The sequence below is a fragment of the Streptomyces liliifuscus genome, assembly GCF_016598615.1.
GTDB lineage: Bacteria > Actinomycetota > Actinomycetes > Streptomycetales > Streptomycetaceae > Streptomyces > Streptomyces liliifuscus.
Genome location: NZ_CP066831.1, coordinates 1,319,113 through 1,341,319, shown reverse-complemented (window position 1 = coordinate 1,341,319; position 22,207 = coordinate 1,319,113). Strand labels below are relative to the sequence as shown.

Below are 22,207 nucleotides of genomic sequence, written 5' to 3'. Positions count from 1 at the left end.
ATGCTCGACGTACAGGACCTGCAGAAGATCTACACCGGTCGGCACCGCAACGTTGAGGCGCTGCGCAACCTCACCTTCCACATAGCCGAGGGCGAACTGGTGTGCCTGGTCGGGCCGTCGGGCTGCGGCAAGACCACCCTGCTGAAGTGCATGGCGGGCCTGCTCGCTCCCACCCGCGGCGAGGTGCGTCTCGACGGCCGCCCGGTCGCCGGACCACCGCCCGGCATGGCGGTCGTCTTCCAGGAGTACGGCCGCTCGCTGTTCGCCTGGATGAACGTGCGCGAAAACGTCGCCCTGCCTCTGCGCCGCAAGAAGCTCGGCAAGGCGCGCGAGCGGGAGTTGGTGGACCACGCCCTGGAGGTGGTCGGCCTCTCCGACGCCCACGAGGCGTACCCCTGGCAGCTCTCGGGAGGCATGCAGCAGCGCGTCGCCATCGCCCGCGCCGTCGCGTACGAGCCGAAGGTGCTGCTCATGGACGAGCCCTTCGCGGCGGTCGACGCGCAGACCCGCGCCGAACTGGAGGACCTCATCCGGAAGTTGTGGCACGAACTCGGTGTCACCGTCCTGTTCGTCACCCATGACATCGACGAGGCGGTGTACCTCGGCCAGCGCACGCTGATCCTGTCCAAGTCCCCGACCGTCGTGCAGGAGGACCTCACCATCGACCTCCCCGACGAGCGCGACCAGTTGCACACCCGCTCCAGCCCCCGCTTCGCCGAACTGCGCGCCCACGTCTACGAGCAGATCCAACGCGCCAAGCACCACAGCGGGGACACGGCCCCGGCCCCGGTGGTCGCGGACCGCACCATCGAGCCCGTCCTCCAGAAGACCGAGTCCTGAGCGTCCGTCGGCGGGCGGAGTGCGAGGCGCCGCCGCCGCGGCGGACGGCCGCGCTCCGGCGCCTCGTCGGTGATCACCCGGAAGCGGACGGCTCCGACTCGACCAGCCCCTCGCGGTAGGCGATCGCCACGGCCTCCGTGCGGCTCGCGGCGCCGAGCTTGGCGAGGATGTTGGAGACGTGCACGCTCGCCGTCTTCCCGCTGATGAAGAGCTCCTCGCCGATCTGGCGGTTGGTGCGGCCGCGGGACAGGAGCAGCAGGACGTCGTTCTCGCGTGCCGTCAGCACCGGTGCCCGGTCCGCCGTGGACGCGGTTTCCGCGAGGCGGCCCCGGCGGATCAACCGCTCCACCTCGTCGCGCAGTGGCACGGCGCCCAGCCGGACGGCCGTGTCGCGCGCGGCACGCGCGTGCGTGGCGGCCTCCTCGCGTCGCTCCGCCCCCAACAGGGCCTCCGCCAGCCGCACTTGACAGCGCGCCTGCTCATAGACGTCCCCGTAGCCGAACGCCGCGACGGCCTTCTCCCAGGCCTCGACGCTCAGTTCGACGCCCTCTCCGCCGTTGTTCGGCCGGGCACCGGCCCGCGCCCACTCCGCCTCGGCGCGCGCCAGCCATGCCAGCCCCTCGGGGCCCTGCGGCGTGCCGTCCTCGCCCTTGACCGCCGTGACCCGGGCCAGCTCCACCAGTTCCTTCCCGGTCTTCGCCCAGCGGCCGACCCCCTCCTCGTCGCCGGACAACCGGGCCTCCACGACCGCGTCCCCGATGGCGGCCAGGGCGAGGGCCGCGAGCCGTACGGCCACATGAGGCGTGGTGCCGGCATCGTCGATGAGCGCCGCGAGCGTGGTGCGGAACTGTTCGAGAGCCCCCTCCGCATCGCGTCGCAGTACCGCGGCGTCGGTCAGGAGGAGGCCCGCGACGAGCGTGGCCATCCAGTCGAACGGCCCGTCGAGCAGGGCCCGGGCCCGCTCGGCGGCGTGCTCGTCACCGCGCGCCAGGGCGACGGAAAGGGCGGGCCCGATCGCGTACCTGCTCGCCGTCGGCAGCCGGTCGCCCTCGGCCTCCACCGCCCGGACGCACTCGTCCCACTGGCCCAGGGTGAACAGCATCAGGGAGCGCAGATAGCGCAACTCCACCGGGTACGGCGACGAGAGGAGCCCGGCGCGGCCCGCGCGCTCCAGCCCCTCGGTGAGCCAGGTCAGGCATTCGTCCAGGTCACCGGACTCGTGCGCGCCGATGGAGAGGTTGAAGAGCGCGCGCATCTCGACGGAGGCGTTGCCTGCGCGGCGGGCCAGTTCACGTGCGTCCCGCAACTGCGCCCGCCCCGCGGGAGTACGCCGGCTGTGCCCTTCGAGCGCGACCAGGGAGATCAGCAGATCGGCCTGTGCGTCGGACACTTCGAGTTCCTCGGCGATACGCAGGGCCTTGCGGGCCACGCGGTGGGCGGCCTCGTTCTCGCCCATGTACGTCGCCGCCATGACATGCGTGGCGGCGGCCCACACCCAGGTGCGCGACGGAGGATCGGCGGGGATCATCGCGAGCGCCTCGTTGCTGTACGTGAACGCGGCCGCGAGGTTGTCGATGCGCATGAGGTTGCCCGCGAGCGTGTAGCGGACACGCGCGGCCAGTTCGGAGTCCTCGTCGTTGCCGACCCTCGCGAGCGCGGACCGTGTCAGTGAGACGGCCCGGTGGGTCTCACCGGCGTGCGCCGCGGCCGCGGAGGCGCGCAGCGTCAGGGTGACCGTGTCGAATCCCTCGGGCCGCGCGTCGGGCGGCACCGCCGACCACAGGTCGAGGACGGCTTCCAGATGTCGCAGTTCCTCGGCGGGCGCCCGGACGCGGCCCGCGTGGTCGGCGGCCTCCAGCGAAGCGGCCAGTGCGTCGGCCAGGTCGTGGCTCTCCCGGGAGTGGTGGGCGCGCTCCGCCGCGCTCTCGGCCCGGTGGCCGCGTCCGGCCAGCACTCCGGCGAACGCCCTGTGCAGCCGCACCCGTTCACCCGGCAGCAGGTCGGCGTAGACGGCCTCGCGGATCAGGGCATGACGGAAGGAGTACGTGTCGTCGTCACCGGGGACGAGGAGCTGCCGCCCGACGGCCTCGCGCAGGGCCGACTCCAGCTCCTCCTCGGGCAGTTGCACGGTGTCGCGCAGCAGATCGTGCTCGACGCGGCGCCCCGCGACGGCCGCCGTGCGCAGCACCTGCTGGGCGGTCGCCGCGAGTTGCTCGAAGCGGATGAGCAGTACGTCGGCCAGCCCGCTCGGCACGGCGGACGCCGCCCCTGGCATGGTCTCGGAGGTGGCGGCGAGCAACTCCTCCGCGTAGAACGCGTTGCCCTCGGCGCGCTCGACGATACGGCGGACGGTGGCATCGGGCAGCGGGGCGACCTGCTGGGCACGGACGAGACGCGCCACCTCGCCGTCGGGCATCGGCCGCAGTTCGAGCCGCTCGACGACGGGCAGCCGGACGAGCTCGGCGAGCAGCGGGCGCAGCGGGTGTCTGCGGTGCAGATCGTCGGCGCGGTACGAGGCGAACACCGCGAGCCGCTGACCGGCCGCACCACCCGCGACCGCGTCCCCTCCCCTTGGGCGGACCCGGGACTGGAGGATCCCCCGGCTGAGCAGGAAGCGCAGCAGGTCGCGGGAGGACTGATCGGCCCAGTGCAGGTCCTCCAGGACCAGCAGCAGCGGGGCGGTCCCGGCGAGATCGGTCAGCAGACTCGCCATGCCCTCGAACAACTGCAGTCGTCCGCCCGCGTCCCCCGTGCCGCCGCTGCGGTCGCCGAGCAGCCGGTCCACCACGGGATGCGAGGCCAGGGCGCCGGAGAACCTCTCGTCGTCGGCGAGCACACCCACGATCTCGGTGAACGGCAGATAGGGCAGACCCACGTCACCGAGGTCCACACAGTGCCCCGTGACGACGGTCGTGCCGGCCTCGGTGGCATGCCCCGCGGCCTCGGCGAGCAGCCGGGTCTTGCCGACTCCCGCGTCCCCCGCGACGAGCACGGCACGCGGCTCACCGGCCCGGGCCCGGTCCAGGACTCGGGTCAGGCGGGCGAGTTCGTCCTCGCGCCCGATGAACGGCGTGGTGAAAGAGGTGGTCGGCACACATCCATCCTGGCACGCACCACCGACAGGGCCACCGCCGCGGCCACCGGCCGTCCCGCCGACGACCTGCGAGGCCGTGCCGTCGGCAGCGTCGATCACCGCCCGGCACAGTGTGGACTTGCCGACTCCGGGACTGCTCCCGATGACGGAGATCATGTGCGCGGTCATCGCGTCGGTCCGGCACCCGCGTTTTCGAGCCGGCCGGGGTGGGGCGGGCGGGCGCCCCGCACCCGGCCGCCCGCAGGTTCAGCGCAGGGTCTCCGCCCAGTTCGCCGGGACCCGTCCCGCCGGCCCGGGCGCGGGCTGGTCCGCCGGGTGGGCGAGCGGCGGAGCGAGCTCGGGACCGGACTCGTACAGCTCGGACGTCTGGAAGTTCCAGAACCAGCGCTCGCCCGGCTCGAAGCTGCGGATGATCGGATGGCCCGTGGTCTGGTGATGGGCGGTGGCGTGCTTGGCGGGGGAGTCGTCGCAGCAGCCCACATGACCGCACTGGGCGCACCGCCGCAGATGGAACCACCAGCCGTCCACCTCGTCGCATTCGACGCAGCCCGCACCGCTCGGCGGGACGCCGGGGTCGATTCCGTCCGTGGTCATGAGGCCTCCTGAGGGGCGTCGGGTTCGGCGGCGGTGAGCGGGAGGAAGACCTGGAAGCGGGTGTCGCCGGGCTCGGAGTGGACCTCCAGATGCCCGTGGTGCTTGTTCACGACGATGCGCCAGGAGATGTCGAGCCCCAGTCCGGTGCCCTCGCCGACCGGCTTCGTGGTGAAGAACGGGTCGAAGATCCTGCCGCGGATCTCCTCGGGCACTCCAGGGCCGGTGTCTCGGAACTCGACGAGCAACTGGTCCCGTTCGAGTGCGGTGCGTACGGTCAGCACGCCCTCGCCGCCCATCGCGGAGGCGGCGTTGTCGATGAGGTTCGTCCACACCTGGTTCAACTCGCCCGGGTAGGCGGGGATCCTGGGCAGCTCGCGGTCGTACTCCTTGACGATCCTGACGCCGGAACCGATCTTCCCGGCGAGCATCATCAGCGTGCTGTCCAGCAGTTCGTGCACATCGGCGACCTGGTAGGGCGCCCGGTCGATCTGGGAGTACTGCTTGGCCGCGTTCACGAGATTCGAGACCCGGGTCGTGGAGTCCTCGATCTCGTTCATCAGGAGCTCGGTCTCGACGGTGTAGTTGAGCCACCCGACGGCCCCCGCCAGCATCTCCTCGTCCACGGCTCCCGCGACCTGCTCCAGCCAGTCCGTGTCGAGCCCGGCCTGCACGAACGTCGGCGCGAGCCGCCAACCGCCCTCGATGCCGTGGTCGTCGAGCCAGTCGGCGAGCGCGTCCTCCCGGTCGGAGGCTTCGAGCGGGCTCAGGGCGGGTGCCTTGGCGACGCGGGCGGCGGTGTTCTCCTGGATCTCGACCAGCGTCTTCAACGCCTCGCGCTGATACGGACCCGAGGCGATCACCCCCAGTTTGTGCCGCATGTGCGCGACCCGGTCCCGCAGCGCCGACGTGGCCCGTACGGCCGCCGCGGCCGGGTTGTTGAGCTCGTGCGTCAGCCCGGCGGACAGCGAGCCGAGCGCCAGCAGCCGCTCGCGCTGCCCGATGGTCCGCTGGGTGTTCTGGCTGCCGAAGAACAGCCCCTCCAGCAGATGCACGGCCATCGGGAACCACTCCCGCAGGACCGCGGCGAACGTCTCGGCGGGCAGGATGAAGAACCGCGACGGCTCGGTGACCCGCAGGGAGCCCTTGTAGCGCGCGTCGTCCGGGACGGCCAGATAGGCCTGCATGGCCCCCGCGTACACCCCGCGCTGGGAGGTGCGGCTGATCTCGACGTCGTCGCCGCCGACCCGCCGTGACATCACCAGCGTGCCTTCGAGGAGGACGAAGAAGCAGGTGGCCGGGTCGCCCTCCTCGTACACATAGCCGGGCTCGAACTTCTCGACGCGGCCTTCGCTGCACAGCCGCCCGAGCTGTTCCGAGTCCAGCTTCTCGAACAGGAACAGTGTGCTGAGTTCCGCCGCGTCGCACGGCATCGGCTGCCCGCTCACGACTGCTCCAGATACCGGTGGACGAGCATCACGGCCATGGCTCCCTCTCCGACGGCGGAGGCGACACGCTTGGCGGACTCGGACCGGGCGTCACCCGCCACGAACACTCCGGGCACATTGGTCTCCAGGTGGTACGGCGCCCGGTCCAACTCCCAGTCGGGCGGCGGCTGTCCGCCGACGGTCAGGTCGGGTCCGGCGACGATGAAGCCGCGTTCGTCCCTGAGCACGGTGCCGTCCAGCCAGTCGGTCAGCGGGGCCGCGCCGATGAACACGAACATCCACTGCGCGTCGACGAGTTCGGTGTGCCCGCTCTCGATGTCGCGCAGGGTCAGCTGCTCCAGGTGGTCGGAGCCGTGCACCGCCTCGACGACCGTCCCCGTACGCACGGAGATGTTGGGCGCGTCCGTGATCTGCCCGATGAGGTAGTGCGACATCGACGCGGACAGGGACGAACCGCGCACGAGCAGGGTGACCGACTTCGCGCCCCTGGACAGATACATCGCGGCCTGCCCGGCGGAGTTCGCACCGCCCACGATGTAGACGTCGTGTCCCTGGCACGAGGCCGCCTCGGTCAGCGCCGATCCGTAGTACACCCCGCACCCGGTCAGGTCCGCCGTGCCCGGCGCCTGCAACTGCCGGTACGACACACCGGTCGCCAGGATCACGCAGTGCGCGGCGATCGCGGAACCGTCCGAGAACCGCACGGTCCGCGAGGAGCCGTTGACCTCCAGACCGGTCACCTCGCGCGCGGTGAGGATCTCGGCGCCGAACTTCGACGCCTGACGCCGCGCCCGGTCGGTGAGCTGCGCCCCGGACACACCGTCCGGGAAGCCCAGGTAGTTCTCGATCCGCGAGCTCTGGCCGGCCTGTCCGCCGGTCGCGGAACGCTCCACGAGCACGGTCCGCAGCCCCTCCGAGGCCCCGTACACGGCGGAGCCGAGCCCGGCGGGTCCGCCGCCGATGACGACGAGGTCGTAGAAGTCCGCCGCCGGGGTCGTGGCCAGCCCCACCTGGGCGGCCAGCTCCGGGTCGTCGGGCTCCACCAGCACGGCCCCGTCCGCGGTGATCACGAGCGGCAGCCGCTCCCCGTCCTGATCCGCGCAGGCCAGCAGCCGCTTGCCCTCCGGCTCGTCCGAGGAGTACCAGCGGTACGGCACCTGGTTGCGGGCCAGGAACTCCCGCACGTCCGACGAGCGCGCCGACCAGCGGTGTCCGACGACCTTCGTGATCGGAACCGCCCGGTGGTCGGAGGCCCGCCAGGCGTCCAGGAGGTCGTCCAGGACGGGATAGAGCTTCTCCTCGGGCGGGTCCCAGGGCTTGAGCAGGTAGTGGTCGAGATCGACGACGTTGATCGCGTCGATGGCCGCGTTCGTGTCCGCGTAGGCGGTCAGCAGCACCCGCCGCGCGCCCGGGTACACGTCCAGGGCCTGCTCAAGGAACTCGATGCCGTTCATCTGGGGCATCCGGTAGTCCGCCAGGATCACCGCGACGAGATCACCGCGCAGCTTCAGCTCCCGCAGGGCCTCCAGGGCGCTCTCGCCGGACTCGGCGCGCACGATCCGGTATCCCTCGCCGTAGCGTCGCCGCAGGTCACGGGCCACGGCACGGGAGACTCCAGGGTCGTCGTCCACGGTCAGGATGACGGTCCGTGCTGCGTCCGTGCCTTGTGCCATTCGTCTCCCACCCCGAGCGGTCGGCGTCCCCGGGGCGGCCTGTCTGCGATACCGCCCCAGTGCATGCCCATCGTATGTTCGATCGTCCTGCTTCGCTCCGAAACCGGGAGGTACCGCACGGTCGGCGCCGGCCCGGGTGTCGTACGGCCGGGCGGGGGCACCCGGAGGCGGGAGGCATTGATGAACGCAAGCACGATGACGCGAGGCGGCCGGGCGGGGAAACGAAAGGCCGCCCCCGCGATCGAGGGCGCTGCCCGGGCAGGTTTCACCGCACGCGGTGTGATCTACCTGCTGGTGGGCCTGCTGGCGCTGCAGATCGCCTTCGGCGGCAGCGGGAAGCAGGCTGATCAGGGGGGCGCGCTCCAGGAGGTCGCCGGGAAGCCCTTCGGCGGGACCGTGCTCTGGGCGCTCGGCGTCGGGCTGGTCGGGATGGCGCTCTGGCGGCTGTCCGAAACGGTCTTCGGCGCGGCGGGCCCCGACGGCGGCAAGGCCAAGAAGAGGCTGACGTCCGCGGCACGAGCCGTGTTCTACGGCTTCGTCGCCTACACCGTGCTCTCCTTCGCCGCCGGTTCCGGAGGAAGCGGATCGAGCGACGGGAAGTCCAAGGACGCGACGGCCAGGGCCATGGACCTGCCCGCCGGACAGTGGCTCGTGGCCGCGGCGGGCGTGGGCATCCTCTGCGCGGGTGTGTGGATGGTGGTGCAGGCCGCGCGCCGGAAGTACCACAAGCACATGAGGCTCGGTGAGATGTCGCACCGGGTGCGCCGGACGGTCGACGTGACGGGCGTCGGCGGCGGTGTGGCCCGCGGCCTGGTGTTCGCCGTCGCCGGCGGCTTCGCGCTCCGGGCCGCCGTGGAGTACGAACCGGACAAGGCGAAGGGCATGGACGACACCCTGCGCTCGTTCACCGAGACCCCGGTGGGGCCGTGGCTGCTGGTGTTCATAGCCGTCGGTCTGATGCTCTTCGGGCTGTTCTCGTTCGCCATGGCCAGGTACCGCAAGGTCTGACGGGCGTCCGCACGGGCGGTGCCCCGGGTCCGACCGGACCCGGGGCACCGCCCGTGCCGCGTCAGCGGGGCAGTCCGGCGGGCGCGGTCGCCCACCGGGTGTTCGGCTCCGCCGCGAGACTGAACCCGAGCTTGCCGCCGGTCCGCAGCAGGCCGCCGTCCGTCCAGGAACGGTCGTGCGCGCGGCCGTTGAGACGGACCGCGTCGACGTACGGATGCCCGGCGTCCGCCAGGGGCGCGTCGATGACGATGTCACCGCCACCGGGCCGGTCGACCACCGCGTACGGGAAGAGCGGCGCGCCCAGCAGCAGGTTGCCGCTGCCCGGGGTCTGCGGATAGAGGCCGAGGGCCGAGAAGACGTACCAGGCGGACATGGTCCCGAGGTCGTCGTTGCCGGGCAGCCCGGCCGGTCCGGTGCCGTACACGGTGTCGAGGATCTGCCGGACCGTCGCCTGGGTCTTCCACGGCTGGCCGAGCGCGTTGTAGAGCCAGGGGGCGTGGATACCGGGCTCGTTGGTCGGGTCGTACCGCAGGGCGTCGCCGCCCTTCACCGACCAGGAGCCGTCGGGCTTGTGGAAGAAGGCGTCGAGCCGGCGCGCGGCCGTCTCGCGTCCGCCCATCGCCTCGGCGAGCCCCTGGACGTCCTGCGGCACCATCCACGTGTACGTGGCGCTCGTGCCCTGCGCGAAACCGCGGTCGCTGCCCGGGCTGAACGGCGTGACCCATGAACCGTCGAGGTTGCGGGCCTGGATGTAGCCGGTGGTACCCGCGCCGTTGGTGGCCCCCGGGTTGAAGACGTTGCGCCACCAGCCGCCCCGCTCGGCGAACTGCGCGGCCTGCTCGTCGAGGCCCAGCAGCTTGGCCCAGCGGCCCAGTGCGTCGTCGGCGACCGAGTCCTCCAGGGTCTCGGCGGCACCGCCCCAGCAGTGGCAGACGTCCTGCGCCGCGTACTGCGAGGTCAAGTACTGGGCGAGGTTGGGCCGTTGGCCGGTGCACTGGCCGGGGCAGCCCGCGTCGGAGAGCCCGTCGGGGTGCGGCACGGTGGCCTGGCGGGCCAGGGAGTCGAAGGCACCGCGGTAGTCGAAGTTGCGGACCCCCATGGCATAGAAGGTCGCGAGGGTGGCCGCCGTCGGGTCGCCGGTCATCACATGGGTCGGGCCGTTGATGTGCACCCAGCGGTCCCACACCCCGCCGTTCTGCCGCGCGAAGTTGTAGAGGGACTGGGCGAAGTCCCCGGCGATGCGCGGCTTCAGGAGGGCGAGCAGCTGTATCTGCGCCCTGTATTGGTCCCAGCCGGAGAAGTTGCTGTACTGCGCGCCTTGCCCGCGCTCGACGCGATGCGGCTTGCCGTCCATTCCCGGATAGCGGCCGTCGGTGTCGCTGACCAGGTTCGGCTGCATGAGCGAGTGGTAGAGCGCGGTGTAGAAGGCGGTGCGCTGGGCCGTACTGCCGCCGCCGACGCGCACGGAACGCAGCTCGCGGTCCCAGGCGCGTGTCCCGGCCGCGGCCACCTGGTCGACGCCCGCCCGCGGCGCGATCTCCTTGCGGAGGTTGGTTTCCGCACCCGCCTGGCTCACGTACGAGATCCCGAGCCGCATGCGGACATCGTTGTCAGAACTGGTGTCGAAGCCGACCCAGCCGCCGGAACCGCGGCCCGCGCGGTCGGCGCCCGTGGCGTAGCCCTCGCCGCCTCCGCCCGAGGTGGCGCCGGGGGAGAGGGTGCCGTCCTTCCACGTACCCGTGGTCGAGAACGCGCGGTCGAACGAGGCGCTGAAGTAGAGCCGGTAGTAGCTCTTGCGGTTGTTGACGCCGCCGTTGGCGCGCCGTCCGCAGAACGCGCCGGTCAGCACCCACCCGCTCACCTTGCGCTTGGCCCGGTCGATCTCGACATGGGCGTCCTCGCTGCCGTTGAGCGAGTTGGAGACCCGGAAGAGCAGGTTGGCGGGCTTGTCGGCGGGGAACGTGAAGTCGGCGACGCCCGCGCGCTTCGACACGGCGAGGTCCGCGCGGGCACCGGAGTCGAGCCCCACGGAGTAGCGCCCCGGCACGGCCCGCTCGTCGGCGTGCGAGAAGTTCGCGGCGTAGACGGAGTCCGTGGTGTCGGCCGACGGCGACGAGGTGACGTCCCCGACGAACGGCATGATCGGTACGTCGCCCGCGGCCCCCGGGTTGCAGCCCGCGCCGTTCACATGCGTGAGGCTCAGCCCGCGCAGCCGGGTCGCGTTGTACTCGTAGCCGTTGGCGGCGCCCGTGCTCGTCTGGTCGCCCCGGGTGCTGGTCGGGGACCAGGCGATCATGCCGTACGGGAGGGTGGCACCCGGATAGGTGTTGCCCCCGTTCGTCGTGCCGATGAGCGGATCGACGTACGCCGTGGGGTGGGCCGGTGTGTCGGGGGCGTCGGCCGCGGAGGAGACCGGGCCGGGCAGTGCGGCGGCGAGCGCGGTGGTCAGCGCGAGAGCGGCGGCTCTTCGGCCGAACCTCCGCGCCACACCTGTGGATCCGAGGACCATGTAACGGAACCTTCCGTCAGGACGGACAGCGGGCCCGGCTGCCGGTAGGGGCTCCGGGCCCGTGAAATGCCGCCGAGCGTAGGCCGCCCGGACGCGGGATGGAACGACACAGATGGCAGCTCTGGTGAACGGGTGGTGAATCCGGGGCACTTGGGTCGAGTGGGGGCCGGTCCGGGTAGCGCGGTGCGGGCGCCAACGGGCTCCGCCACCACCGGTGACGGAGCCCGTCGAGCCGTGCCCTGGAGCCCTGCGGATCAGGCCGTGTGGAGCGTGAGGCCGTACCGGCTCAGGATCTCGTTGATGGGCTGGTACCAGGTCTCACCGCCGCCGGAGCAGTTGCCCCAGCCGCCGGAGGTGACGCCCTGAGCCTGGTCGCCGCTGATGAAGGAACCGCCGGAGTCGCCCGGTTCCGCGCAGACGCTGGTCTTGGTCATCTGATGCACCGCGCCCTGGCTGTAGTTGACGGTCTCGTTCTTGGCGAGAACCGTGCCGCAGTGCCAGTGCGTGGTCGATCCCGACCGGCAGATGGAGGAACCGACGGGCGCCTCGTTGGACCCGCGGACGAGCCGGTCGGGGATGGTGCCCCAGCCGAGTACGACCGGTACGGTCCACCAGCCGCTTCCGACGTTGACCCAGGCGTAGTCGTTGCCCGGGAACGAGGAGCCCTGGATGTTGCCTATGTAGGAGCGGTCCCAGCCGCTGACGCCCTGTCCCGCCCCGCCGCAGTGGCCCGCGGTGACGAACCCGCCGTGGACCGAGAAGCCGATGGAACAGCGGACGTTGCCGGTGTAGAAGGGGTCGCCGCCGACCGTCCCGGCGGCGAAGGTCTCGGGCGCCGAGGCGGCCTCTTCGACGGTGACGGGACCCGCCGCACGGGCCTTGGAGAGGAACTTTCGGACATCGTTGTCAGCACGCTGCGCGGCGACGACGGCCACGACGACCGAGCTCGCCTTGGCATCGACGTACCAGTTGCTGACGCCTTCGGGTGCGGCCAGCTTGTCGATGCGTGCCTTCGCCGCGGCGAGCTGCTTCGCGCTGTGCTTGACGGTACGGACGGTCGCGCCGGTCTCCCGTACGGAGTTGACGGCGGCCTTGGCGGCGCCGGCCGTGACGGCGACGGTCAACTTCCCGCTCTTGGCGTCGAACCAGGAACCGCCGTACGCGGCTCCCGCCGCGCGGCGTGCCTCCGACTCGACCGCCGTCGCGGTCTTCTCGGCCGCGAGCCGCGCTTCGGCCTGGGTCTTCGTCAGGCCGAAGTCGCGCTGCATGGCGTCGAGGAGACCGGCGGAGGCCGGAGCGCCGGAGGTACGGGTGGGTTCGGGGGCGCCGGCGGCAGAGGCGGGTCCGGCGGCGAAGGTTGCCCAGGCGCCGACGATGAGGAGTGCGGACAGGCCTGTGCGCATGGTTGTGGTGCGTCTCAAGGCAGTAGCCCTTCGTTGTTCCAGCGTGGTGGGGGAGGAACAGCTGAACTGTGAGAGCGCTCTCAGTGCATGGCTGGGCAGAGCCTAGCGGCTGTTCATGGTCAGGTACATACCAAAATTGGCTCTCTCGTTACCGATAACCGGCGCGACGGTCCGAACCGGCCGGACCGCCGCGCCACGCGCTGTCCGCCGCCGAACTCCCGGACGGGCGGGGCCCGTTCTCAGGACGCGGTGCAGGAACCGACCGAGGGGGTCGAGGAGTTGCCGTTCTTCATGACGGTGAACCCGAAGCTCGTCGACGCCCCGGCGGCCAGAGTGCCGTTGCCGTTCGGCTTCATCGTCATGACGTTGCCGCCGGCGTCCCAGCTCGGTGTGCCGTTCCAGGTCGTGGAGACCTTCTGTGGAGAGGTCACCGTGACGGTCACCGTCCAGGTGCTGATCGCCGCACCGCCCGCGGTCACGGTCACCTTGCCGTTGTAGCGGTCGCTCCAGTCGTCCGTCCTGCTGTACGACACCGTGCAGGCGGCACCTCCACCGCCGCCGCCGGACCCGGTGCCGCCGAGCGCGGTGAGCACGGCGTTGTAGGCAGGCTTCTTGGCGTAGTTGTTGTCGAACAGCAGGGGAGTGCCACTGGCCCGCCAGGAGTACTTGTCCGTGACGCCCCAGACGGTGATGCCGGTGCAACGGGACACGCCCAGACAGGCGTTGACCACGGTGGTGTAGCTGTTGGCCTGCGCCGTACCGGAGCCCTCGATGTCCAGCTCGGTGATCTGTACGTCGACACCGAGGTCGGCGAAGCGCTGCAGGTTCGCGCGGTAGTCGCCGGGCACCGGGGACGCGCTGTTGAAGTGGGACTGGAAGCCCACGCAGTCGATGGGTACACCGCGCGCCTTGAAGTCCCGCACCAGGTTGTAGACGGCGTTGCTCTTCGCGTTGACCCCGTCGGTGTTGTAGTCGTTGTAGCAGAGCTTGGCCGCGGGATCGGCGGCGCGGGCGGTGCGGAACGCCTCCTCGATGAAGCCGTTGCCGAGCTTGTCCTGGAAGGGCGAACTGCGCCGGGCGCCGCTACTGCCGTCCTGGAAGGCCTCGTTGACGACGTCCCACGAGTGGATTTTGCCCTTGTAGTGCTGCATGACCTGCGTGATGTGGTTGTTCATCGCTGTCCTGAGGTCGGCGGCGCCGAGCCCGCCGACCCAGCCGGGCAGTTGGGAGTGCCACACGAGCGTGTGCCCGCGCACCTTCATGCCCCGGCTCTGGGCGTGATTGACGATCTGGTCGGCGGGGCCGTAGGTGAAGGAGTTGCGGGTGCTTTCGACCGCGTCCCACTTCATCTCGTTCTCCGGAGTCGCCGAGTTGAACTCCGTATTGAGCGTCGAGGCGTACGGGGCCTCGCCCAGGTGGTTGGCCGCGACCGCGGCGCCGAAGTAGCGGCCCTTCTCCGCCGCCGCGGCGCCGAGCGTGCCGGCGGCCTCGGCCGTCCCCGCGAGAGTGGTGACGCCGACCGCGGCGAGCAGGCCCGCCATGCCGAGCACCAGGGCTCTTCGGGCGCGGGACTGCCGCGGCGGAGGGGCTGCCGTGGGATCTGTGGAGGTACGGGTGATCATGTCGTCCCTTTCTGTCGTATCGAAAGTTTCGAGCATGTTTCCGAATGGCTGCGCAGACCTTACGGCTGACCCTCGACAGCGTCAACGGCCCGTACTGGCAAGGATTCCTGATGGCTCAAGATGGCCGGGCCGCCCCACGAGTCTCGCCACACCCCTTGCCGGGCGGTCCTGTTCTGCCTACATTCCACACAACAGTCGACTTCCAATTCGAATGTTTCGAAATGGAGGCTCAGGAGTACACCCGGGTGATTCTGTGTCACCCGTCGAACCGACCTGACGAGTTCCTCACATGTACCGGTCAAGGTCGACGCATGATCACAACCACACACGGTGCCGTGCGCCGCCCCGTCGCCGTTCTGGCCGTCTCGCTCGTCCTCGTCGGCTGCGGTGGCGGAGGAGCGGCGACGACGCCGGATCAGAGGCCCGGAACGACGTCGGTGAACGGCAGTACGGCCGCGCCACCCGCCCCCGCACCTCATGTCGCCCTGAGCGTGGCACCTCAGCAACTGCCCGGACTGGGCCCGAAGACGTGGGCCAAGGTGCCCCGGAAGACCCGTCAGGCCCTGGTGGTGACGGGCCGGGACAGGAACTCGTCGATCTCCACCGTGGTGCTGTACGAGCGGACGGCGGCCGGCTGGCGGGCCGGGACCACGTGGCCCGCGCACAACGCCCTCAAGGGTTGGACCGACCACCACCGGGCGGGAGACCTCCGCTCACCCATCGGCGTCTACGCGCTCACGGACGCGGGCGGCCTGCGCCCGGACCCGGGTACGAGCCTCCCGTACGACCGGTCCGGCGGCTTCAGGATCGGCGGTACGGGCTTCGAGGGCGAGCCCCTGGCCGGCTCGTTCGACTACGTGGTCGCGATCAACTACAACCGCCAGGCCGGCACCACACCGCTGGACTGGACCCGCCCCCTCGGAGCCGGCCGGGGCGGCGGCATCTGGGTGCACGTCGACCACGACGGCCCCACCCAGGGCTGCGTCAGCCTTCGGAAGAACCACATGAAGGAGCTGCTGCGCGCCCTCGACCCCGATCGCGATCCCGTGGTCGTCATGGGCGACGCGGCCGCACTCAGACGCTGAGCCGGGCCGCCGGACCGGCACTAGCAGGCGGTTGTGAGGAAGATGTCAGGACGTGGGAAGCCCCTCACCCAGGGTCCCACCACGCCCGGGGCGCTTAGCATCGCCCCCGTGTGCGCACATGTGATGGTTGCCGAGGACGACGAGAAGCAGGCGGAGCTGATACGCCGCTCCCTGTTGAGCGAGGGCCACACCGCGACCGTGGTCCACGACGGCGGGGCCGCCCTGGAGGCGGCCCGGCAGCGTCGGCCCGACCTCGTCGTGCTGGACCTGATGCTCCCGGTGATCGACGGCTTCGGCGTGTGCCGGGCGCTGCGCCAGGACGACGACATCCCCGTCCTCATGCTCACCGCACGCTCCACGGAGGAGGACGTGCTGCTCGGCCTCGAACTCGGCGCGGACGACTACATGACCAAGCCGTACAGCCCGCGCGAACTGATGGCCCGCATCCGTACCGTCCTGCGCCGCAGCGGACGCCAGGCTGCCGGGCACCGCGAGGACCCGGTCGTACGGGCCGCCGGGATCGCCGTGGATCCCCTGCGGCACGAGGTGATGTGCGACGGATCGCCGGTGGACTGCACCCCGGCCGAGTACGAGATCCTCCTGGCCATGGCCGCCGAGCCGGAACGGGTCTTCTCCCGGCAGCAGTTGCTGCACCGCACCCGGGGCATCGACCGGGCCTCGACCGAACGGGCGGTCGACGTGCACATCATGAACCTGCGCAGGAAGATCGAGGCGGATCCGCGCAGACCGGTGCGGCTGCTGACCGTCTTCGGCGTGGGCTACAAGCTCAGCGGGGACCGCTGATGGCCCGCGCGATACCGCTGCGCAAGAGGTTGTTGGTCCGGCTGCTGATCACATCGGTGCTGATCGCCATCTGTTCCGTGGCGGCGACGGCCTGGCTGGCGGTGGAGACCACGACCCGGGCGATCCAGGAGGAGCAGGGGCAGGTACTGACCGAGGACATGGACATCCTGCGGCAGTTGAGCGGATACGCGGCCACCCATCGCGACTGGTCCGGCGTCGGGAAGACCGTCCGCGCGCTGTCGGACAGGACCGGGCGGCGCATCGCCCTGACGGCCCCCGACCGCACACCGATCGCGGACTCCGAGACGCGGACCACGGCCCTGCCGCCCAGGGCCGCCGCCGCGGTGGATCCCCTGCACACCGACACCTTCACCGAGCCCGGAGCACAGCGGACCGGCATCGACCCGCGCGCGGTGGGTCCGTTCCGGCTGCCGCGCGCGGAGCGTGAGCGCGTACGGCTGCTGGCCGAGAAGCGCCGGGCCTGCTTCTCGAGCAACGGCGTCGAGACCGGCATCACTCAAATGCCCAGCGGCCGCTCCGTTCTCGTCGACGAGGCGGGCACCGTGGACGGAGGCCAGGTACCGACGCCGTGCGCCGACGGAGTGCTCAACACCCCGACCGCGACGGAGGAGAAGGCCCTGGCGCAACTCAACACGTACGCCGGGGACTGCCTGAAGCACGTCGGCGGGAAGTTCCCCTCGCTCTTCGCCGTCACGGTCGACTTCACGGACCGGTCCATGCTCACGCGCTACCTCGGCCGGAAAGCGGAGACGGGCATCGACACGACCCGTGACCAGGACAAGAAGGCGCAGGAGTGCGTCGGCCGTGCCCGGCGTCAGCAACTGGAGCCCTTTGTCGCGCCGGCCGCAGAACTGTTCCTCGGCCGCGGCGACAGCGCCGTCCCGCACTTCGACATGTCGGCCGCCAACAAGGCCAAGGTCATGGGTGTCGCCGGCCTCGTCCTCGCCCTCACGGTGGCCGTGACGGTGCTGGTCGCCACCCGGCTCGTACGGCCGCTGCGCGCGCTGACGCACGCCGCCCAGCAGCCGCCGGAGCAGCATGTGCGCGTACCCGTGACCACCCAGGACGAGACGGGCATCCTGGCCGTCGCGTTCAACGACCTGACCGAGCGCCGCGAACGCATGGAGGTGCAGCGCAAGGCGATGGTCGCCGACATCGCCCATGAACTGCGCACCCCGCTCACCAACATCCGCGGCTGGCTGGAGGTGACCCGGGACGGCGTCGTGGACCCCGACCCCGAACTGCTCGCCTCCCTGCACGACGAGGCGGTCGTCCTCCAGCGGGTCATCGACGACCTCCAGGACCTCGCGGCCGCCGACGCGGGCACGCTCAGGCTGCATCGCGAGCCGGTCCGCGCCGACGAACTGCTCGAACAGGTCGTCGCGGCGCACCGGGTGGCGGCCGAGGCGGCGGGAGTCCGGCTGCGCACGGCCGTGGACGGCTCGACGGGCCCGGACGGCGGCGACGGCACACCATGGCTCGACGCCGATCCGGTCCGGATGCGGCAGGCGTTGGGCAACCTGGTCTCCAACGCGATTCGCCACACGCCGGCCGACGGCACGATCACGCTCTCCTCCCGTCACCGGGACGACGAGGTCGTCTTCGAAGTTGCCGACACCGGCAGCGGTATCGCCCCGGAGGATCTGCCCAGCGTCTTCGAACGGTTCTGGCGCGCGGAGAAGTCCCGCAGCCGGCGCACGGGCGGCAGCGGACTGGGTCTGTCGATCGTGCGTCAACTCGTCACGGCCCACGGCGGTACGGTGACGGTCACCAGCGAACTGGGCACAGGGTCGGTCTTCACTCTGAGACTCCCCGACGCACGCCGACCGGTGGTCCGCCACCGTTGACTGGTGGTTCCGGTACCAGGATCCGCGGTCCTGCACACAACAGTGATCTGGTTGCTCCGGTACCTATGGCGCAGTGTTGCCCCATGAACACCACCAAGCACCCGGAGGTCAGGATCCGCGTGACGCCGCTGCGTCGCCTCAGGGGCGACACATACGTCCCGCGCACCCTTCGAGCAGTTCCCGCACAGACCGACGACGCGTCCCTGCGCGCACGGAGCCGGGAACGGCCCACGCGATCGGAAGCCCGTCGTCCCGAATGTGACTGAGCGTCTGAAGGGCCGGTGCGCCCGGCTCCCTCAGCCGTCCACCGCATGCACGCCCGGGGTCAGGATCTCGTCCAGCACTTTGCGTACGGCCTCATAGGCCTGGCCCCGCACATCGGCGTCGCGCGAGCCGCCGGGATCGCCCCGCCTGAGGTCGTCGCTCCGCGCCTTCCACGTCTCCTCCTCCCGCTCGGCCCAGGCCCGAGCACGCTGGATACGGCGCAGGAGTTCGTCGGAGTCCACGACATCAGCCATGGCGTACGGGTACCCGCTGGAGCGCTTTCGACAGCCCGCGGGCCCCGCCGATCCGGGCGGGGCCCGCAAGCCCCCGTCCGTACCGGCCGACTGTCGTCCCGGCGGGGTGCCCGCGTCACCGCGGCGCACCCCGCCGGTGTGCGACTACTCGGTCGGGGCCGGGATGCTCGGCACAGCGGGCAGACCGCCGCCGAGGAGGCCCGTCAGCACGCCGATCACGTCCGACAGCACCTTCGGCACCTCGGCGACCACTCCGCCCACGTCGAGGGAGGTCAGAGCCGAGAGCAGCCCGCCGAGCGATTCCTGAAGTCCCGCCACCGCGTCCGACACCGGATCGGCCGCGGCCGGGTCGGCGGGACGGTCCACGCTCTCCAGCCGCTCCTCGACGGACTCGGTCGCCTCCGTGACGGCCTTGTTGTGCTCGGCCGCCTCGGCCGCGTCGAGCGGGCCGTGACCCCGGTCTGCGAGCGGGGTGAGCGCGTCCAGGAGAGGCGTCAGGACGTCTCCGTGATCCGCCGCCTCCAGGACGTGGATCCGCTCCAGCGTCTTGTCGGCCGCGTCGGCGGACAGCGGGGCCACCGCGACGGGGCTGCCCGCAGAGCCCGTGGACATGTCGGAGGCGGCCGTGGCCGCAGCGACCGGCCCGCAGACGAGAGCGGCACAGACGAGGGGCGGGAGGAGGAGCCCGCGGGATACCAGGGCGCGCATACCGGTTCCTTTCGAGTACGGCTGTATCTGGGCCCCACCGTGTGAAACCCGCCGACCCACCGCAACCGATCACACACCGTCCGTAAGCTCCCGCCACCCGCCCACGGGGACGCCGACCTGCGCTTTTCGTCAGCGTGCGCCTAACTCCCCGGGCACCGGCCCATACCGCCGTCGGGGTACGACAGCCCTGAGGCCGGCTCTGAAGCCGGGCCTCGGCGCCGGCCCCGGAGTCAGCTCTGCCGCGTCCCGTCGTGCCCCGGAGTCTCTTCCCGGTAGAGCACCAGATGCTCGTGGTACAGCACCCCGTCGCGGACATCGCCCGTGGCCGTGAAGCCGATGTCGTCGACGTAGTCGATATGGCTGCCGGTCACGGTGTAACTGCCGGTGTACGCGCTCCGCCGCCCGCCGCGGGCCTCGTCGTAGCGGCCGTTGGGCAGCAGTTCCTGACGGATGTGGCCGTCGGCGGTCACCCACATCCCGACGTACGGGTGCGGATCGCGGGACGTGTCGTCGTTCGTGCTCGTTCTCGTGGTCATGGCTCCACGGTCGCCCCGGGAACGCAGGCCGACCAGGCCGCCGTCTTCCCAGGTGGACGCTTCCTGGGTGCCGCACACCCAGGTCAGCGCTCCAGGAGGTCCAGCAGATCCGCCAGCGGCAGCGGCTTGGCCAGGTGGGCGTCGAATCCGGCCTCGTGGGCCAGCGTCCGGTCGGTGCCCCGGCTGAAGCCGGAGACCGCGATGAGGCGCAGCCCGGCGCCGTGCGGACGGGACCGTACCGTCCGGGCGACCGTGTAGCCGTCCATGTCGGGGAGCCCGAGATCGCACAGCACGACGTCGAAGAGGTTGGCCTCGGTGGCTGTGACGGCGTCCGCGCCCGTGTGGACGACCGTCACGTGGTGCCCCTGGCGTTCCAGCAGGGTGCGGTAGGTCGCGGCGAGGTCCGTGTTGTCCTCGACGATCAGGATGACCAGCTGCCGCTGGGCACGGCCGGTGGCCGCGGGGCGGGCAGGCTGGGGCGCGTCCGGGGCGGCCGTCGGCAGCAGCACGCCGAACGAGGCGCCCTTGCCCGGCCCGTCGCTGTGCGCGGAGATCCGGCCGCCGTGGAGTTCGACGATGGTCCGGGCCACCGCGAGCCCGAGTCCGAGCCCCTCGGGAGTGTGCGGCCCGGCGGGAGCCGCCCGCATGAACACCCCGAACAGTTCCTCGGCCTGCCCGGGGTCGAAACCGATCCCGTCGTCCCTGACGGTGAGCCGGGCCTGCCCGTCCACGATCGCCAGGCATACCTCCGTACGGCCGCCCGGCAGCGTGTACTTCAGCGCGTTGGACAGAAGGTTCGTCAACACCTGGGCCAGCCGCAGCCGGTCACCGTCCACGAGCACCGGGCCGTCGGGCAGCCGGAGTTCGAGGGACCGTCCCTCGTGGACGAACAGACCACGCATGTCGGCACAGGCGCTCTCGACGGCCGACCTCAGATCCATCCGGTCGGGCACCAGCTCCAGACGACCGGTCAACGCGCGCGTGCCGTCCAGCAGATCGTTGCTCATCCGGGCCAGGATGCCGAGCTGCCGTTCCAGGACCGGGAGCGCCGGATGGCCGCCGGGCAGGTCGAGCGCCAGCAGCTCGGTCGCCGCGGTGGCGGCGGCCAGCGGATTGCGCAGCTCGTGCGAGAGCGTCGCGATGAACCGGTCCTTGGCCCGCTGCTCCTCCTGCAACTGCCGCCCTGCGGCGTCGAGTTCGCCGTTCACCCGGCGCAACTGCTCATTGACCTCCCGGATCTCCCGCGCACGGACGAAGAGATCGATCTCCATGCCCTCCGCGCGCATCTGCGCCTCGGCGGCAGCCCGCTCCCGTTCGTGCCCGGCCCGGCGCAGCCGCACGAACTCGGTGACGTCCTCGACCCGGTGGATGATGTGCGTCACCCGGCCGTCGGCGTCCAGGACCGGTGTGTTGACCGGGCTCCAGTAGCGCTCGACGAAACCGCCCTCGTCGCCCGTCGGGATGTCGTACCGCTGCAGCGCCATCGTGTCCGTGCGGCCCGTGCCCACCACCGTCTCCAGCGAACGGCGCAGGTTGGTGACGCCGTCGGCCGACGGGTCCTCGGGGTTGTCGGGGAACACGTCGAAGACGGGGCGCCCGACAATGCTCCGCCGTGTGCCCGTGGCCGTCAGATAGGCGCGGTTGACCTCGACGATTGTGAAGTCCGGGGCGAGGATGAGCAGTGGGGAGAGCGTGGAGTCGAACAGGCGCCGGAAGTCCGGGACGGGCTTCGGGGTGCCGGACGGACGGCTCGTGGACATGGCGGCCTCACGGATCGAGACGGTATCCATAGCCGCGCACCGTGGTGATCCGCGGTGCGGGCGCGGGGAGTCGGGAGAGTTTGCCGCGCAGCCGGTACACGTGCTCGACGACGGTCGCGGACTGCTGCCAGGACGCTCCCCAGATCAGTTCCAGCAGTTGCTCGGCGGAGAAGACCCGGCCGGGGGAGCGCGCGAGGGCCTCCAGGAGGGCGTACTCCTTGGGGCGGAGGTTCAGCAGGACACCCGTTCCGCTCGCCTGGCGCGCGGCGGTGTCGACACGCAGGGTCCCGACGTCGAGGACGGCCGGCAGCTCGGGCGGCCGGCACCGGCGCAGCACGGCTCCGATACGGGCGACGAGTTCCCGCTGCGAGAACGGTTTGACGAGATAGTCGTCCGCGCCGATCTCCAGGCCCGCCACCCGGTCCGTCTCGTCTCCGCGACCGCTGACGACTATGACCGGAAGTCGACTGGTGGAGCGCAGCGCCCGCAGCAGTTCGAGACCGCTGCCGTCGGGAAGTCCCAGGTCGAGGACGACGAGATCGATGCCCCCGTCGTGCATGACGGCCTTGCCGGCCCGGGCGTCCATGGCCCATGTGACGGTGAAACCCTCACGTTCCAGATAGGTACGGCACATCAGTGCGAAGTCGGGATCGTCCTCGATCAGCGCGAGGTGTGGACGCACTCGTCATCACCCGGCCCAACTGCCGCCCGCACGTTGTGTCGCTGGTGAGCGGGCGTTG

The 22,207-nt window shown here is 71.2% G+C and carries 17 protein-coding genes; 5 read left to right on the top strand and 12 right to left on the bottom strand.

What is annotated here, in order from left to right; genetic code table 11:
* The gene (locus JEQ17_RS05820) at positions 1 to 840 is read left to right on the top strand and encodes an ABC transporter ATP-binding protein (protein ID WP_200394197.1); all 840 of its coding nucleotides are present in this window, start codon (positions 1 to 3) and stop codon (positions 838 to 840) included.
* Positions 841 to 913: 73 nt separating this feature from the next.
* On the opposite strand, the gene JEQ17_RS05815 is transcribed toward JEQ17_RS05820, so the two are convergent.
* The 4 genes from JEQ17_RS05815 to JEQ17_RS05800 all read right to left on the bottom strand — a co-directional run bounded on the left by JEQ17_RS05815 (position 914) and on the right by JEQ17_RS05800 (position 7,646).
* Positions 914 to 4,102 (bottom strand): helix-turn-helix transcriptional regulator, encoded by a 3,189-nt coding sequence (locus JEQ17_RS05815; protein ID WP_407700036.1) that lies wholly within the window; start codon positions 4,100 to 4,102, stop codon positions 914 to 916.
* A gap of 78 nt (positions 4,103 to 4,180) precedes the next feature.
* Positions 4,181 to 4,528 carry a UBP-type zinc finger domain-containing protein gene (locus tag JEQ17_RS05810; protein WP_200394196.1) on the bottom strand — a complete coding sequence of 116 codons (348 nt, stop codon included), beginning with the start codon at positions 4,526 to 4,528 and terminating at the stop codon, positions 4,181 to 4,183.
* Positions 4,525 to 5,973 carry an ATP-binding protein gene (locus JEQ17_RS05805; RefSeq protein ID WP_200394195.1) on the bottom strand — a complete coding sequence of 483 codons (1,449 nt, stop codon included), beginning with the start codon at positions 5,971 to 5,973 and terminating at the stop codon, positions 4,525 to 4,527. The genes JEQ17_RS05810 and JEQ17_RS05805 overlap by 4 nt, the downstream gene beginning before the upstream one ends.
* Complete coding sequence (locus JEQ17_RS05800) at positions 5,970 to 7,646, bottom strand: FAD-dependent oxidoreductase (RefSeq protein ID WP_200394194.1); 1,677 nt, start codon at positions 7,644 to 7,646, stop codon at positions 5,970 to 5,972. Before JEQ17_RS05800 ends, JEQ17_RS05805 begins: the two co-directional genes overlap by 4 nt.
* A gap of 180 nt (positions 7,647 to 7,826) precedes the next feature.
* On the opposite strand from JEQ17_RS05800, the gene JEQ17_RS05795 reads away from it, so the two are divergent.
* Positions 7,827 to 8,654: a DUF1206 domain-containing protein gene (locus JEQ17_RS05795; RefSeq protein ID WP_200394193.1), complete on the top strand. Its 828-nt coding sequence runs from the start codon at positions 7,827 to 7,829 to the stop codon at positions 8,652 to 8,654.
* 61 nt (positions 8,655 to 8,715) lie between these two features.
* On the opposite strand, the gene JEQ17_RS05790 is transcribed toward JEQ17_RS05795, so the two are convergent.
* The 3 genes from JEQ17_RS05790 to JEQ17_RS05780 all read right to left on the bottom strand — a co-directional run bounded on the left by JEQ17_RS05790 (position 8,716) and on the right by JEQ17_RS05780 (position 14,188).
* Positions 8,716 to 11,163: a GH92 family glycosyl hydrolase gene (locus tag JEQ17_RS05790; protein ID WP_200394192.1), complete on the bottom strand. Its 2,448-nt coding sequence runs from the start codon at positions 11,161 to 11,163 to the stop codon at positions 8,716 to 8,718.
* Between the two features lie 254 nt (positions 11,164 to 11,417).
* A complete protein-coding gene (locus JEQ17_RS05785; protein ID WP_200401319.1) occupies positions 11,418 to 12,566 on the bottom strand; it encodes a S1 family peptidase in 1,149 nt (382 codons plus the stop codon).
* A 239-nt stretch (positions 12,567 to 12,805) separates the two neighbouring features.
* On the bottom strand, positions 12,806 to 14,188 hold the full coding sequence (locus JEQ17_RS05780) for an endo-1,4-beta-xylanase (RefSeq protein ID WP_200394191.1): 1,383 nt from the start codon (positions 14,186 to 14,188) through the stop codon (positions 12,806 to 12,808).
* Positions 14,189 to 14,499: 311 nt separating this feature from the next.
* Between JEQ17_RS05780 and JEQ17_RS05775 the strand changes: the two genes are divergently transcribed.
* The 3 genes from JEQ17_RS05775 (at position 14,500) to JEQ17_RS05765 (ending at position 17,945) form a co-directional block, all read left to right on the top strand.
* Entirely contained in the window at positions 14,500 to 15,273 is a 774-nt protein-coding gene (locus tag JEQ17_RS05775; protein ID WP_200394190.1) for a L,D-transpeptidase family protein, read from the top strand.
* 108 nt (positions 15,274 to 15,381) lie between these two features.
* Positions 15,382 to 16,077: a response regulator transcription factor gene (locus tag JEQ17_RS05770; RefSeq protein ID WP_200394189.1), complete on the top strand. Its 696-nt coding sequence runs from the start codon at positions 15,382 to 15,384 to the stop codon at positions 16,075 to 16,077.
* Positions 16,077 to 17,945, top strand: a complete 1,869-nt coding sequence (locus tag JEQ17_RS05765; protein ID WP_200394188.1) for a sensor histidine kinase — start codon at positions 16,077 to 16,079, stop codon at positions 17,943 to 17,945. Before JEQ17_RS05770 ends, JEQ17_RS05765 begins: the two co-directional genes overlap by 1 nt.
* Positions 17,946 to 18,241: 296 nt before the next feature.
* On the opposite strand, the gene JEQ17_RS05760 is transcribed toward JEQ17_RS05765, so the two are convergent.
* From JEQ17_RS05760 to JEQ17_RS05740, 5 genes are all read right to left on the bottom strand, one after another.
* Positions 18,242 to 18,463 (bottom strand): hypothetical protein, encoded by a 222-nt coding sequence (locus JEQ17_RS05760; protein WP_055616422.1) that lies wholly within the window; start codon positions 18,461 to 18,463, stop codon positions 18,242 to 18,244.
* A 144-nt stretch (positions 18,464 to 18,607) separates the two neighbouring features.
* Positions 18,608 to 19,171, bottom strand: a complete 564-nt coding sequence (locus JEQ17_RS05755; protein WP_200394187.1) for a hypothetical protein — start codon at positions 19,169 to 19,171, stop codon at positions 18,608 to 18,610.
* Positions 19,172 to 19,401: 230 nt separating this feature from the next.
* Complete coding sequence (locus JEQ17_RS05750) at positions 19,402 to 19,707, bottom strand: Atu4866 domain-containing protein (protein WP_200394186.1); 306 nt, start codon at positions 19,705 to 19,707, stop codon at positions 19,402 to 19,404.
* Between the two features lie 83 nt (positions 19,708 to 19,790).
* Positions 19,791 to 21,497 (bottom strand): hybrid sensor histidine kinase/response regulator, encoded by a 1,707-nt coding sequence (locus tag JEQ17_RS05745; RefSeq protein ID WP_234048093.1) that lies wholly within the window; start codon positions 21,495 to 21,497, stop codon positions 19,791 to 19,793.
* A complete protein-coding gene (locus tag JEQ17_RS05740) occupies positions 21,475 to 22,149 on the bottom strand; it encodes a response regulator transcription factor (RefSeq protein WP_200394185.1) in 675 nt (224 codons plus the stop codon). The genes JEQ17_RS05745 and JEQ17_RS05740 overlap by 23 nt, the downstream gene beginning before the upstream one ends.
* Positions 22,150 to 22,207 lie beyond the last annotated feature (58 nt).